Consider the following 14,430-nt stretch of genomic DNA (forward strand, 5'->3'; position numbering starts at 1 on the left):
AGACGCGAAGCGGCGCAGGGGGTGTTCATCAATGCTCTGCCCACTGGATCGTGGACAGGTCGATGCCGGCCTGCACCAGGTCCCACAGCGGGCTCATGCCGCGCAGGCGGGTCACCACCTCGGTGACCTGTGCGATCGTCGAATCGATCTCTTCGGCCGTGGTGAAGCGGCCGATGGAAAAGCGCACCGAGCTGTGCGCCAGCTCGTCGCTGCGGCCCATGGCGCGCAGCACGTAGCTGGGCTCCAGGCTGGCCGAGGTGCAGGCCGAACCCGACGACACCGCCACGCCCTTGATGCCCATCAGCAGCGACTCGCCTTCCACGTAGTTGAAGCTCGCGTTCAGGTAACCCGGGGCGCGCTGCTCGGCATCGCCGTTGAGCGCCACCGCCTCCAGTGGCGACAGGCCGGCCCACAGGCGCTCGCGCAGCGTGCGGATGCGCGCGTTGTCGCTGGCCATGTGTTCGCGCGCCAGCCAGAACGCCTCGCCCATGCCCACGATCTGGTGCGTGGCCAGCGTGCCCGAGCGCATGCCGCGTTCGTGTCCGCCTCCGTGCATCTGCGCTTCGATGCGCACGCGCGGTTTGCGGCGCACGTACAGCGCCCCGATGCCCTTGGGGCCATAGATCTTGTGGGCCGAAAGCGAAAGCAGATCAACCGGCAACACGTCCAGATCGATCACCACCTTGCCGGCGGCCTGTGCCGCGTCCACGTGCAGCAGCACACCTTTCTCGCGGCAGATCGCGCCGATGGCGGCAATGTCCTGGATCACCCCGGTCTCGTTGTTCACGAACATCACCGAGGCCAGTACCGTGTCGGGCCGCAGCGCTGCCTTGAAGCGGTCCAGATCGAGCAGGCCGCTGGGCAGCACCGGCAGCACCGTCACTTCAAAGCCCTGGCGTTCCAGCTCGCGCATGCTGTCGAGCACGGCCTTGTGCTCGGTGGCCACGGTCACCAGGTGTTTGCCCTTGCCCTGGTGGAAATGCGCCGCACCCTTGATGGCGAGGTTGTTCGACTCGGTCGCGCCGCTGGTCCAGACGATCTCGCGCGGGTCGGCGTTGATCAGCGCGCACACCTGTTCGCGCGCCAGCTCCACCGCTTCTTCGGCCACCCAGCCGTAGGCGTGCGAGCGGCTGGCCGGGTTGCCGAACTGTTCGGTCAGGTAGGGAATCATCTTGTTCGCCACGCGGCGGTCCACCGGTGTGGTGGCGGCGTAATCCAGGTAGATCGGCAGCGCGGGGCGGGAGGTTGCGGCGGCGGTGCGGCTGGGCGGCATGGCGGGCTCCTGGCAACGGCAATCGTGGGAAGGGAACAAAGCGTTTGCGCACCACTTTGCAACTTCGGTGCCATGGGCCTGAGCCCCTGAAAACCCGCTTTTTCAACCGCCTGTCGCCCCCGTTTTGTGGGCTTTGTCTGACCTGCATCAAACCCCCGAGGCGTGGCCTGTCGGGTTTGTTGCAAACGGGCAGGCGCTGCGCTGGGCGGCACGGGGAAGCGCCGTTCTCGGCATGCTTTTTGCACCACGCCCACCGCAGTCGTTGCGTTGTGACCGAGTCACGATGCTGGTGCAGATGATCGACAAAAAAACCTCTGCGCTCTCTCTCGTCGCCAGACAGGAAGCCGGTGGGGTCCCACGATGAACATGCAAACACATCTGATCCGGCGCGAACTCGACGCGGTGTACGAGGTCGGTAGAACACTGGCCACCTCGCTCGATATCGACAAGACGTTTCGGGAAGCGCTCAACTACCTGTTGCACGCTTTCGATTGGCGCAGAGCCTTCGTGGTCATGGCCAACGCCGAGGGCAGGCTCCAGGGGCTGTGCTCGGTGGGGCTCACCCAGGCCGAGCAACAACGTCTTCACTTCGAGTCGGGCGAGGGCATCGTCGGTCGGGTCTTCGCCAATGGCATCCCCGTGTCGGTGCCCGATGTCCGCAACGAACCGCTATTCCTAAACCGAACAGGGGGTGCCGACCAGAGCCCCGACACCCCGGTCGCCATGCTGGCCACCCCCATCCGCGGCGACCACCGCACGCTCGGTGTGCTGGTGATCGACTGCCTCAACCCCGAACAGCGCCGTGTGTTCGCCGAAGACCTGCGGCTGCTGCGCATGGTGGCCACGCTCATGGGCCAGGCGCTGCTGCTGCACCGCAGCGTCACCGCCGCGCACGAAAGCATCCAGGACGAAGCGCGCCGCATGCACAAGGCGCTCAAGCCCGGCCGCCGGCTCGACCAGGTGGTGGGCGTGTCGGCGCCCATGCTCAAGGTGTTCGACCAGATCCACCAGGTCGCGCCCTCGCGCACCACCGTGCTGCTGCGCGGTGAAAGCGGCACCGGCAAGGAGGTGATGGCGCGCGCCATTCACAGCCTGTCGCCGCGCGCGCAGGAACCCTTTGTGGGCGTCAACTGCGCGGCGCTGTCCGAATCGCTGCTGGAGAGCGAACTCTTCGGCCACGAAAAAGGCGCCTTCACCGGCGCGCAGGGCACGCGCAAAGGCCGTTTCGAAATGGCCCACGGCGGCACGCTGTTCCTCGACGAAATCGGCGACATCTCGGCCGCCTTCCAGGCCAAGCTGCTGCGCGTGCTGCAGGAACGCAGCTTCGAGCGCGTGGGCGGCGGCACGGCGGTCAAGGTCGACGTGCGGCTCATCCTGGCCACCAACCGCAACCTGGAGCGCATGGTGCAGGCCGGTGAATTCCGCGCCGACCTCTACTACCGCATCAACGTCGTCAGCATCCAGCTGCCGCCGCTGCGCGAACGGCGCGAAGACATTCCCGCCATGGCCCAGCACTTCCTGGACCGCTTCAACCGCGAAAACGGCCGCAGCACGAAGTTCAGCACCGAAGCCATGCGCGTGCTCACCAGCTGCTACTGGCCCGGCAACGTGCGCGAGCTGGAAAACTGCGTCGAACGCACCGCCACCATGGCCAGCAACGACGTCATCTCCGACCTGGCCTTCCCCTGCCGCGACAACCGCTGCCTGACGCAGGTGCTGCACCACATCGACCGCGAAGACGCCGTGCGCCCCAGCCGCCTGGCCGAAATCCCCATCACCGAAGTGCCCATGGCGCCCCCGCCGCGCCAGCCTGCGCTGGCTGGTGACGGTGGCGGGTTGGGCGCGGGTGGCGCCGATTCACGGCCTGCCGATCTGGGCCACGACGCGCTCGGCGCAGCGTTCCCCGCCACGGCGGTGGCGGCCCCTTCGCGTGCCGACGACAAACCCGACGGCGAGCGCGACCGCCTGATCTGGGCCATGGAACGCTGCGGCTGGGTCCAGGCCAAGGCGGCGCGCCTGCTCAAGATCACGCCGCGGCAGATGGGTTACGCGCTGCAGAAGCACGGCATTGAAGTGCGCAAGTTCTGAGGCTTAGACGCTTGCGGTGAATAGGGCGGGTATTCACCGCAAATAAAGCGGTGAATATGGCGCACAATCGCCGCATGTTCCCCGACAAGCCCCCACGCCGCCGCACCTACCTCTGGCAGCGCCCCGACTGGCCGCAGTGGCGGTTCGACGCGACTGCGCTGGCGCCCGCGCTGGCCCAGGTGCACCGCGCGCAAGGCCATCTGGCGGGGCGCATGGCCGAACTCGGGCTGGCCCAGCGCGACCAGGCCACGCTGCAGGCGCTGACGCAGGAAGTGGTGACCACCAGCGCCATCGAAGGCGAATCGCTCAACCTGGATGCTGTGCGTTCCTCCATCGCCCGCCGCCTCGGCGTGGACATCGGGGCGCTGGCACCCGCGGACCGCCATGTGGACGGCGTGGTCGACATGGTGCTCGACGCCACCCAGCACCACGCCCAGCCGCTCACTGCCGAGCGCCTGTTCGGCTGGCACGCGGCCCTGTTCCCCACCGGTTTCAGCGGGCACGTGCGCATCCAAGTCGGCCAGTGGCGCAACGACGCGGCTGGCCCCATGCAGGTGGTGTCCGGCCTTGTGGGCCGGGAGAAGGTGCACTACGAAGCCCCGCTCGCCGCCGCGCTGCCCGCACAAACCGCGGCCTTCCTGCGCTGGTTCAACGCGGCCCCGGCCGGCGACCCCCTCATCCACGCCGGGCTGGCCCACCTGTGGCTCGTCACCTTGCAACCGTTTGACGACGGCAACGGGCGCATCAGCCGCGCTGTGGGCGACATGGCGCTGGTTCGGGCTGAGGCATTGAGCGCCGCCGGGCCGCCCCAAGGAGCGAAAGCCCCCTTGGGGGGCGGCGACCCTCGCGGCGGCGGAGCGTGGGGGCTTGATCCTGCGCAGCGCTTCTACAGCCTCAGCGCGCAGATCCAGCGCGAGCGCAAACAGTATTACGACCAGCTCGAAACCACCCAGCGAGGCACGCTGGACGTGACGCCTTGGCTGGCCTGGTTCCTGCCCTGCCTGCTGCGCGCCGTGCAGGGTGCCGACGGCCTGTTGGCCGGTATGCTGGACAAGGCCCAGTTCTGGCAACGCTGGGCGGGCACGCCCATGAATGCGCGGCAGACGCTGGTGCTCAACCATGTGCTGGACCGCCCGCCGGGTGAGGCGGGCGGCAAGCTCACGAACGCGAAGTGGGCAGCGATTGCCCAGTGCTCGGCCGACACGGCACTGCGCGACATCAACGACCTGCTGGCGCGGGGCGTGTTGCGCAAGCTGGAGGGTGGGGGGCGGAGCACGGGGTATGTGTTGAGCAGCTAGACGCTGTCGGAGCGCTCAAACGTGACTTGGCGCCTCAGCGGCCCAGCACCACGTTGACGATCAGGCCCGTGGTGGCCATCACCAGCACGAAGTCGGGCCCCACCTGCACCCAGTGCTGATGGCGGGCCGGGCGCGGCAGCCGGTAGCGCCGGTAGTCCGTCACCACGTAGTGCCGGCTGCGGAACTCGCTGGGCAACGGCCGGCCCCGGCCGAAGGCATGGCTGCGGGCGTTGTGGTAGCGGGGGTGGCGCCGGTCATCGTGCGGGTTGAACTGGGGCGGCTTGTCCTTGCGGTCATCGTGGCGCGCGGAAGGCGGCCAGTCCTTGTGGTCCCTGGCCATGGCCGGCAGGGCCAAGGCACCGGCACCGGCGGCCAACAGGGCTTGAAAAAGGGTGCGTCGTTGCATGGCTTTCTCCTTTCAAAGTCGAAGCTCCATGGTGGGCACCCCGCGTTGCTGGTGTGTAAACCGGCGCGCAAGCGTTCGCAAAGCACGGTGACAAGTGGCGTGCGACGACAGGCCCCCGCGCACACAAAAAAAGCCGGGGCGGACCCCGGCTTTGGGCGGCGGAAAAGGCGTGGCGTCCGCAGCGCTCAGCGGCCCGTGACCACCCGGACGATGACACCCGTGGCGGCAATCACCAGCACGTAGTCGGCACCCACCTGCACCCACTGCTGACGGTGCGTCGGCGCCGGCAGGTGGTGGCGCCGGTAGTCGGCCACCACGTAACTGCGGTGGCGCAGCTCCGTCGGCAGACGCCGGCCTTGACGGAATTCGTCGCCGCGTGCGTTGTAGTAGCGGCGAGACTGGTCATGCGGCGCCGGCCTCTGCTGCGCCTGGGGCTGCGGGCGCTGCTGCGGTGCGGGCTGGGCATGTTGCGGCTGGGGCCTCGCGTGTTGCGGGCCATGGGGCGGCATCTCGTTGGGCTTCTGGGCCAGTGCGGGCAGGGCGATGGCACCCAGGCCGGTGGCGAAGAGGGCAGAGAAAAGGGCGCGTCGTTGCATGAATGGGCTCCGGTAAACAATCGAAGCCTCATGGTGGGCGCCCTTTATGGCTGCTCTGTAAACGCAGCGGCAATCCGGCGCAAAGCGGGCGCTGCGGTGGGACATTCCGCACGAAACGGGGCGGGAAGTTCGCCGTGTGGACTGGTCGGCTGGGGCCCGGCGCCAAGCCGTGGAGTTGTGTTGGCTGGGCCTGATAGCGGTGGATGGAGAACAGCGCAGAAGCGCTGCGTGTGGTGCGCGCTTCAAAGGAGCTCGGGAAGGGATGGGTGCTGACCAGTCGTGCTTGTTGGTCATTCAGCCCAATTGACGTCTGGACGGCTTCAGGCTGATCTGAGTAGTTCGGAGTTCAGCGCTTGGATGACGGCGGCGGCCGTCAATGGTCATTTGACGGTTGGACTTACGTATGACCGCTTCACGCTCATGGCCGTGCACCAGGCGATCGTCCGTACGTTGTGTGGGATTTGTGAAATAGACTGAACTGATTCATTCCCTATCGTGCGGTGAATTAGCTGTTTGCTGTGAAGTCGACCTCGCGCCACGCGTTGATCAATATAGTTCCAACCCTTCCTCGCAATGACAACAGACCAAGGCAGTGAGGGTCAGCAGACCCCAGGCACAACGCAAACAACACCAAGAGGGACCTCACCCGAGCTGACTGGCGGCCAAGGCTTCAGCTTCGAGGATGCTGTCTCTTCGGTATACGCAGCTGCGCTGCTCTGCGAGACGACAGCACCAGCCCTGCCGGGCCGCGTCGTCAGACATGTCTCCGTGCAGCAAGGTTCGTTCGGGCAGCCGCTGGACGACCTGATCGTTCGGGCAGAAGGTGCCGACCAAGTCTTGATAACCTTCAGCGCCCAGGTCAAGCGCAAGCTGGTAATCAGCGCGGCGAGCACGAACACTGACTTCCGAGAGACGATTGAGCGCGCTTACGAAACGCTCTCGTACGCGGATTTTCAGGTTTCGTTGGACAGGGTGGGCGCCATCGTTGGCGAAATATCGGATGCAGCCAAGAGAAGCTTTGAGACGCTTTGTGAGTGGGCGCGGGCAGAAAGCTCCTCGGAACAGTTCGTCCGTAAGCTGCAGACCGATGGTGCCGCGGGAGACAAGCTCTCGCAGTTCGAGGCGGTTCGCGACATCCTCTCGTCCAAGGTGGCGCCCGGCGAGCTTGATTCAGCCACACACAAACTACTGAGTCATTTCGTCCTCATACGCCTGGACTTGCTGACCGAAGGCTCACCGACCGAGGCGCAGACAGTTGCTGGCCTTGCCAATACCCTGGCTCCAGTGGACCGTCCTCGGGCTGACGACCTGTGGCGCCGGTTGCTGGCGTTGGTGCGCGTTTCGCAAGGGCGCGCTGCAGGGTACGACCGCAAGACGCTCGTCGCTCGCCTGAACGGCGCTTTCCGGCTTGCTGGGGCGCCGAGTGCGCAAGGAGCACTGCAGGCCATACAGCAGGAGAGTCGTCTTGCCGCTGCCGAAATCACGAACAGCATCTCTGGCTTGAGTGTGCCGCGCGACACCAGCGTTCAAGCGGTGGTCGAGGCTGCGAAGTCGCCTGGCTTTGTGCAGATTGGCGGCATGCCCGGTGCGGGCAAGTCGGTCGTTCTCCGCTCGGCCGTCGAACAACTTGCCGCCTCTGGAACTGTCCTCTTCATAAAGTCCGACCGTCTGCGGGGGAGCACGTGGGCGCAGTACGCTGCAGCCGCGGGCATGACTCACGGCAACTTGGAGGAGCTCCTAGTGGAGCTTTCCGCGTCCGGCTCCAGCGTGCTGTTCGTCGACGGTATTGACCGTGTAGAGGTCGAACACCGAAGCATTCTCCTGGACCTGCTGAACACCATCCACTCCTCGCCGTTGCTGTCAGGATGGTGCGTTGTGGCCACCGTGCGCGACACGGGAATGGAGCCGCTGCGCACTTGGCTGCCTGCGCGTCTGTTCTCAAGCGGAGTGCGGACGCTGACCATCGACTCTTTCGACGACGAGGAAGCTGAGGCGCTCGCGCAAGCCAAGCCAGCCCTTCGACCACTGCTTTTCGGCAGTGATTCTGTTCGCGCGGTCGTTCGTCGGCCCTTTTTCGCGGCCGTGCTTGCCAAGGAGGTTGACTCGTCGAATGCGCAGGCCACCTCTGAGGTCGACCTTGCGGCTCTGTGGTGGGAGCGCGGCGGCTACGGCGCTGACCCCACGCGGGTGGGCTACCGGCGAAATGCCTTGGTGCAGCTGGCCAAGACTGGCGCACATCAACTTGGCAGGCGTATCCCCATAGCCGATGTCGATGCTCAGGCACTCGCCGAACTCGAGGCGGACGGCATCGTTCGATCTGTCAGACGCGGACATACCGTGCAGTTCTCCCACGACATCTTCTTCGAATGGGCGTTCCTGCAACACCTGGTCCGGGCGGATGACGCCTGGCCAGAGGTCATTCGCGAAGTTGGGGAGCCGCCGGCGCTTGGGCGGGTCGTCGAACTGCTCTCCCAGGCGGAGCTTGCCCACGGCGAGAACTGGGCCAGCCACTTGGCCGCCTTGGAGGGAAATCAGAGACTTCGCTCCCAGTGGCTGCGCGCGTGGATGGCCGGACCGTTCTCCCTAGAGACGTTCGCGCAGTACTCCGTCGCCTTCGACCGAGCGATGCTCGACACTGCCCACTCGCGGGTCGGCAAGGTCGTCGTTTGGTACCAAGCCGAAAAGACGAAGCCGAATACGGCCATTCTCGAGCGCTCATACGCTTCAGACATCGACCTCGACCTCGACCTCGCCAAGCGCATGCTGTACGCGGACATGTGGGGGCATCCTTCGGACGTCGCAGCCTGGGCTCGCTTCTGCGACTGGCTTCTGGACCACGCTTCCGACATCCCAACCGGTGTGATCCCAGACGTGGTCTCGGCGTTCGAGGTCTGGCAGAACATGTTCTCCCCCTACCGAAACCGGGTGTCCGAGCGCATCGTTCAGACCTGCCTAGCCTGGCTGTACCACATCCAGCATCAACGGCATCAAAGGACGTTCTCGACGGACCGCGGGGTCTGGGCCGAGATTGAGGACTGGCGGGATGGCCTGGACGAGCTCGAGTCCGCGCTGCGCACGTTGGTGCTGAACTCTTCGCTCACGCAGGTCTCCTTGGTCACTCAGTACCTCCGCGATTTGCGCCGCCTGGAACAGATGCCACGTCATGCCGTGCAGTCCGTGTTCACACATGCTCCATTTCTCTCGCGTGCTTGCCCTGCAGAGTTAGTCGACTTCACTCTGTCGGTGGTGCGCAAGCGCCTCCCCGTGGTTGTAAAGAAGGACATGCGAGGCCAACACTACTTGGTGTCACACAGCTTCGGCCACTTCGAGTGGAACAAACTCTCTATCGACGACCAGTTCTCGTTCTTTCCTGCGGCTCCGACGAGGGAGCCGTTCCACTCGCTGCTGCAGCAAGCACCGGACCAGGGTAGGAGACTGGTTCGGGAGGTCGCCAACCACGCCATTCGGTCATGGCGGCAGTTGCATCGGCTCTCCCACGAAAAGGATGGAACACCCATCCCGCTCGTCATGCAGTTCCCGTGGGGCAGGCAAGTGTTCTGGGGCGACAGCCGACTCTACTTGGGTGCACGTGGAAGTTTCGGGCCGTCCACCGTCAACTCAGGATGGATGGCTCTTGAGGCGTGGGCGTTCCGTGAGCTTGAGAAAGGCACCGCAGTTGACGATGTCCTCAAGGCGGTCTTGGAAGGGCACCAGTCCGTGGGTGCCCTGGCTGTTGCCGCTGCCATCGCCCTGCAGGCGCAACACACCTCCGCAATCACTCTGCCCATCGCGACGAATCAACGCCTCTGGCACTGGGACATTCGGCGCCAGGTGCAGGACATGACACAGACAGCGAACCTTATCGGGTTCATCAAGCCACAGGACAGACCTCACGGCTTGGCCGTGAAGGAAGGCAACGAACGGCCGGTGCGCCGTGCAGACATCCGCTCGCTCGGCACTCTCATGGTGCTCAGGGGAGGAGAGTTAGGCGCGCAAGCGGCTGCGGCCATCGAAGGCTTTTCGGGTGACCTGCCCTTTGACTACGCCGCGCAACGGAAGAACGCAGGAATGCGTTCGGACCTCGCAAGAACAGCGGAGATATGGGCGGAGCTTGGCAAGCGAGAGAACTATCGCGCAGAACTCAGTCCGGATGAATCCAAGGTGGTCATCTCTCACGAAAATCCCAAAGCGACAGGCGAGGACATTCAGACGATGCAAGCCCGGCACAGCGAGATGGGGCGCTATCTCACGCTTCTGAACTGGGTCTACTCCTACTTTGAAGATGGCAAGCTAAAGGAGTCACTCACGCTAGAAGCTGCTGCAACGGCAGCAAAGGAGCTCGACTTCGAAGACCTTTTCGCCACCGGACATGAACACACGGAGCTGGCACACCAGCGGCAATCGGCCGTTGCTGGCGTAGCTGCAGTCCTCTTGCTTGAAAAGGCTGAAGCGCACCTGCAATGGGGGGGTGAAGTATGCGCTCGTGCTGCGCAGACGCCGGAGGTGCCGCAACCGTTTTTCACCCGCAGCGTGAAGCTCATGCATCATCCGGTGCTCTACGCCACCAGGGGGCTGGGAGCATTGTTCGCAGTTGCGGAAGACGACCAGGACGTCAAGCCTCTGCAGTCTTTCCTCACGGAGCTGTGCGCCCATCCCTACGAGGAAATTGCAGTCGCGGCATTCTGTGCGTTGCTGAGAGCTTGGTCGCGGTATCCGGACATCGCGTGGGCAGCGATACGGTTGGCTACAGTGGTAGCGCTCTTCGAGGTGCAGTATGGTCCAGAAGGAGATGCTGAGGAACTACACCACGCGCGAATCCAGGGGGTGGTCAGCGAGGAACTCCAGCGTCTCCAAGATGGAGCGCCTGTGGCCAATCCCCCCAACTGGCCCGAGCCCTGGGTGCCGATTACTGACGCCGAGGCCGTTCAATCTCGCCGGCGACGTGGCCGTACTGTCGATGCCGAGTGGCGGGTCAACCCATTGGACATCGACACTTCACTCCTCCAAAAGGTTCTGCAGATCATCCCATTGGAAGCTGCTTTGGTGGACCAAGCACACGCGGCGCTGTTTCTGGACTGGTGCGAGGGCTTGGCCAAGTGGACCATCGAGCGAATCGCGCCTTCCTGGGCGAGAAGCAGGCGAGACTTTGAGGACGACTACGCCACCAACAACTTTGAGTGGTGTCACTATCTGTATCAGTTCTTGGCTCGGGTTTCGCTGAAGGTGTCTTTGGAGGAAGGAACACGACGGTTCCTTCAACCGGTCATGACTACCAATGATGAGGCTTTTGCTAACCTCACTGTGTCATTCACAGGCCAACTGATTGGTCAAGTGATGGATAGCTCAAAGATTCCCAAGAATGCCTTGCCGTTGCTCTCTGTTGTCGCACAGCGTGTTCTAACCTATCGGGACTGGCGCCACGGCGGGCACTCACAGCTGGACTTCGTCAACATCGTCAAGCACCTGTTCTTCGCCGACCTCGGGTACGCAGGTGGGGCAGTTCGCTTCGCGAACAGAGACTGGACCGAAGTTGGAACTGTGATTCCAATTTTCGATTCGATACTGCGCGCCCAAGGCTCTGTCACCCTCGTTGCTAGTGCCTGGATGAACCTATGCGAAAGCAGCTTCGAGCACTACCCAGTTCAGCATTTCGTTGACAACATTGAGCATCTCCTGGTCGGAGAGGGGACCCTGCCTCGATGGCGTGGCACCCAATTGCCGGCGCGGCTATCGGGGCTGATTCAGCGCTTCAGCGAGCGGCAGCAGCCCATGCCCTTGGCGATGGCGCAGAAGCTTTTGCGAGCACTCGACAGGCTCGTTGACATGGGCGACAGGCGCGCTGCTGCTGTGCAACTTAGCGAGGTCTTCCGCTCCGTTCGAGTCACGAACTGAACTCGTGCATTCGAGCAGCAACCTATTCAGCTCGTAGTCGCGCTGCCCTCGATCGCGGTCATTGATGACGCCACGCGGCTTAGTGAACTAGTGACGGATTAGCGCTCGGTTCCGAACCCAGTTCTCTTCGTCACTGACGGCTTCCGCTGTACAGCAACCCGCCACAGCACCTTGCCCATTCCCAACTCGTCAAGCGCAAGCCTTGCAGCCCAAGCTCCTCAGCCAAAGACGGCGAGCCACCTTTGTCGCAACCCCGACGCCACGCCGCCCCCATCCGCCCGTCCTTGTGCCCTTTCCTACACACGACAAAACCTTCAGATCATTGATTTGAAAAGACTTTTCCGGTGGCACGGAAATCGCTGAAGGCCTGCCGAGCGGCCATGGTCGGCCGCGGGAAGGGTCTTCATGTCGTCGACAAGCACCGCTGCGGGTTCCATGCCCGCCAAGACGTACCTGTCCATCGGTTCGATCAGGCCGCTGGGGGCGAAGCTCGATGTGCCCGAAGCCGGCGGGGGCTGCGGCACCTCGGGCGGTGAGGGCAAGGCCAGTTGCGGGTCGTCGGGCGGGCCCGACGACATGCCGGCCGAGATCTGGGAGAAGGTCAAGAACCATCCCTGCTATTCCGAAGAGGCCCACCACCACTACGCCCGCATGCACGTGGCCGTGGCGCCGGCCTGCAACATCCAGTGCAACTACTGCAACCGCAAGTACGACTGCTCCAACGAAAGCCGCCCCGGCGTCGTGAGCCAGAAGCTCACCCCCGAGCAGGCGGTCAAGAAGGTGGTCGCGGTCGCGAGCGAGATCCCGCAGATGACGGTGCTCGGCGTCGCCGGCCCGGGCGATTCGCTGGCCAACCCCAAGAAGACCTTTGAGACCTTCCGCCTGCTGCAGGAACAGGCGCCCGACATCAAGCTCTGCATCTCCACCAACGGCCTGGCGCTGCCGGACTATGTGGACGAGATCTGCCAGTACAACGTCGACCACGTGACCATCACCATCAACATGGTGGACCCGGCCGTGGGCGCCAAGATCTACCCGTGGATCTTCTGGGACCACCGGCGGATCACCGGCTACGAGGCCGCCAAGATCCTGCACGAACGCCAGATGCTCGGGCTGGAGATGCTGACCGCGCGCGGCGTGCTCACCAAGATCAATTCGGTGCTGATCCCCGGCATCAACGATCAGCACCTGATGGACGTGAACCGCGAGGTGAAGAAGCGCGGTGCCTTCCTGCACAACATCATGCCGCTCATCTCCGAGGCGGAGCACGGCACGGTGTTCGGGCTGACGGGCCAGCGCGGCCCGAGCGCGCAGGAACTCAAGGCCGTGCAGGACGCCTGCGCGGGCGGTGCGAACCTGATGCGCCACTGCCGCCAGTGCCGCGCCGACGCGGTGGGCCTGCTGGGCGAAGACCGGTCGGACGAGTTCACGCTCGACAAGATCGAAGAGATGGAGGTTGTGTACGACCTCGACAAGCGCCGCGCCTACCAGGACAAGGTCGAGGTCGAGCGCCAGGCGCAACACGCCGCCAAGCAGGAAGCGCTGGCCGCGAGCGCGGCGCTGCCGGCGGACGCCGACATGAAGGTGCTGGTGGCGGTGGCCACCAAGGGCGGTGGCCGCGTCAACGAGCACTTCGGCCACGTCACCGAGTTCCAGATTTTTGAGGTCAGCGCGGCCGAAGCGCTGTTCGTCGGCCACCGCCGGGTGGACCAGTACTGCCAGGGCGGTTTCGGCGACGACGAGCAACTGCCCAGCGTGGTCCGCGCCATCAACGACTGCCACGCGGTGCTGGTGGCCAAGATCGGCGCCTGCCCGCGCGACGAGCTGAGTGCGGCCGGTATCGAGCCGGTGGACCAGCACGTGGGCGCGTTCATTGAAAAGGCCGCGCTCGACTGGTTTGGCGATTACCGCGAGCGCGTGGCGCGCGGCGTGGTGATCCACCAGCCGCGCGGCGACGCGCAGATCCGCCAGGGGGCCTTCACCAGCATCGCCGCGGCGGCCTGATCGGCTGCCCTTGGCGCCGCTGGCGGCCCTCCCCAAAACACCTTTCGACAGCCCGTTTTTTTGTCCCCCACGTCGCCCCACGACGAAGCCCCAGGAGAACCACCATGGCCCTCAAGATCATCGCCTCCACCTGCACCGGCTGCTCGGCCTGCGAGCCCGAATGCCCCAACGTCGCCATCCGCGAAAAGGGCGGCGTTTTCATCATCGACCCCAACAAATGCACCGAATGCGCCGACCAGTACGACGCGCCGCAATGCCAGGCCGTGTGCCCGGTGGACGGCTGCATCGTCAAGGTCTGACGGTTCCTGTTTGTGAAAGTGAATCCCATGTCTACCTCGTTCACCCTGACCCCGGCGGCGGAGAAGTTCATCGGCCGCATCGTGCGTTTTTCGGGCATTCCCGCTGCAGGCCTGCGGCTGCAGGTGTCGCCCGGTGGCTGCTCGGGCTACAGCGCGGAATTCAGCGCCGAGGCCGTGCCCCAGGACGGCGAACAGGTGTTCGTGGTGTCGGGGCTGAAGTTCTTCGTGGCGGCCGAAAGCCGCCTGCTGCTCGACGGCGTGACGATCGACTTCACCGAAACGCCGACCTCGTCGGGTCTGAGCTTCCTCAACCCGAAGCAGCAGGCCTGCGGCTGCAGCAGCGCCGAAGCGGCCCTGCCGCCGGGCGTGGCCAAGATCGAGCTGGGCGCCATCGGGCGCGGCCGGCCGGCGTCGCTGGCGTCCTGACCGGCCCACCCCGCCGCGTGGAGCGCTGACCGTGATCACCTCGGCCGACCGCGATTTCGACGCCGCTGCGCAGGCGTTCGCGGACCGTGTGCTGGGGCAGGCGGTGCCGGCCGAAGCGGCCGCGCTCATCACGCAGGCGGGCGAGCGG

General features: G+C 64.8%; 9 protein-coding genes. 6 read left to right on the plus strand and 3 right to left on the minus strand.

The window, feature by feature from the left end:
- Positions 1-28 precede the first annotated feature (28 nt).
- On the minus strand, positions 29-1,273 hold the full coding sequence (locus tag QQK43_RS16625) for an IscS subfamily cysteine desulfurase (RefSeq protein ID WP_284308631.1): 1,245 nt from the start codon (positions 1,271-1,273) through the stop codon (positions 29-31).
- A 366-nt stretch (positions 1,274-1,639) separates the two neighbouring features.
- Here QQK43_RS16625 and nifA point away from each other — a divergent pair, with 366 nt between their 5' ends.
- Together nifA and QQK43_RS16635 are read left to right on the plus strand one after the other, a co-directional pair.
- Positions 1,640-3,361, plus strand: coding sequence for a nif-specific transcriptional activator NifA (nifA, locus tag QQK43_RS16630; RefSeq protein WP_370465302.1), 1,722 nt, complete (start codon positions 1,640-1,642; stop codon positions 3,359-3,361).
- A 74-nt stretch (positions 3,362-3,435) separates the two neighbouring features.
- Positions 3,436-4,659: a Fic family protein gene (locus QQK43_RS16635; protein ID WP_284308635.1), complete on the plus strand. Its 1,224-nt coding sequence runs from the start codon at positions 3,436-3,438 to the stop codon at positions 4,657-4,659.
- 34 nt (positions 4,660-4,693) lie between these two features.
- On the opposite strand, the gene QQK43_RS16640 is transcribed toward QQK43_RS16635, so the two are convergent.
- The gene (locus QQK43_RS16640) at positions 4,694-5,065 is read right to left on the minus strand and encodes an RcnB family protein (RefSeq protein ID WP_284308636.1); all 372 of its coding nucleotides are present in this window, start codon (positions 5,063-5,065) and stop codon (positions 4,694-4,696) included.
- A 185-nt stretch (positions 5,066-5,250) separates the two neighbouring features.
- Positions 5,251-5,661, minus strand: a complete 411-nt coding sequence (locus QQK43_RS16645) for an RcnB family protein (protein WP_284308637.1) — start codon at positions 5,659-5,661, stop codon at positions 5,251-5,253.
- Between the two features lie 573 nt (positions 5,662-6,234).
- Here QQK43_RS16645 and QQK43_RS16650 point away from each other — a divergent pair.
- The 4 genes from QQK43_RS16650 to QQK43_RS16665 all read left to right on the plus strand — a co-directional run bounded on the left by QQK43_RS16650 (position 6,235) and on the right by QQK43_RS16665 (position 14,282).
- Complete coding sequence (locus tag QQK43_RS16650; protein WP_284308638.1) at positions 6,235-11,553, plus strand: NACHT domain-containing protein; 5,319 nt, start codon at positions 6,235-6,237, stop codon at positions 11,551-11,553.
- A gap of 435 nt (positions 11,554-11,988) precedes the next feature.
- Complete coding sequence (gene nifB, locus QQK43_RS16655; protein WP_370465303.1) at positions 11,989-13,557, plus strand: nitrogenase cofactor biosynthesis protein NifB; 1,569 nt, start codon at positions 11,989-11,991, stop codon at positions 13,555-13,557.
- Positions 13,558-13,661: 104 nt separating this feature from the next.
- Positions 13,662-13,856 carry a 4Fe-4S binding protein gene (locus QQK43_RS16660; RefSeq protein ID WP_234267288.1) on the plus strand — a complete coding sequence of 65 codons (195 nt, stop codon included), beginning with the start codon at positions 13,662-13,664 and terminating at the stop codon, positions 13,854-13,856.
- 27 nt (positions 13,857-13,883) lie between these two features.
- The gene (locus tag QQK43_RS16665; protein WP_284308640.1) at positions 13,884-14,282 is read left to right on the plus strand and encodes a HesB/IscA family protein; all 399 of its coding nucleotides are present in this window, start codon (positions 13,884-13,886) and stop codon (positions 14,280-14,282) included.
- Positions 14,283-14,430: the final 148 nt, after the last annotated feature.

Origin of the sequence: Hydrogenophaga electricum (genome assembly GCF_030160815.1) — a bacterium.
In the GTDB taxonomy this organism is placed as follows: domain Bacteria; phylum Pseudomonadota; class Gammaproteobacteria; order Burkholderiales; family Burkholderiaceae_C; genus Hydrogenophaga; species Hydrogenophaga electricum.

Bases quoted from the DNA above. Each gene is read 5' to 3' on its own strand.
- QQK43_RS16625 (WP_284308631.1), bottom strand. From the start codon at position 1,273: ATGCCGCCCAGCCGCACCGCCGCCGCAACCTCCCGCCCCGCGCTGCCG.
- nifA (WP_370465302.1), top strand. From the start codon at position 1,640: ATGCAAACACATCTGATCCGGCGCGAACTCGACGCGGTGTACGAGGTC.
- QQK43_RS16635 (WP_284308635.1), top strand. From the start codon at position 3,436: ATGTTCCCCGACAAGCCCCCACGCCGCCGCACCTACCTCTGGCAGCGC.
- QQK43_RS16640 (WP_284308636.1), bottom strand. From the start codon at position 5,065: ATGCAACGACGCACCCTTTTTCAAGCCCTGTTGGCCGCCGGTGCCGGT.
- QQK43_RS16645 (WP_284308637.1), bottom strand. From the start codon at position 5,661: ATGCAACGACGCGCCCTTTTCTCTGCCCTCTTCGCCACCGGCCTGGGT.
- QQK43_RS16650 (WP_284308638.1), top strand. From the start codon at position 6,235: ATGACAACAGACCAAGGCAGTGAGGGTCAGCAGACCCCAGGCACAACG.
- nifB (WP_370465303.1), top strand. From the start codon at position 11,989: ATGCCCGCCAAGACGTACCTGTCCATCGGTTCGATCAGGCCGCTGGGG.
- QQK43_RS16660 (WP_234267288.1), top strand. From the start codon at position 13,662: ATGGCCCTCAAGATCATCGCCTCCACCTGCACCGGCTGCTCGGCCTGC.
- QQK43_RS16665 (WP_284308640.1), top strand. From the start codon at position 13,884: ATGTCTACCTCGTTCACCCTGACCCCGGCGGCGGAGAAGTTCATCGGC.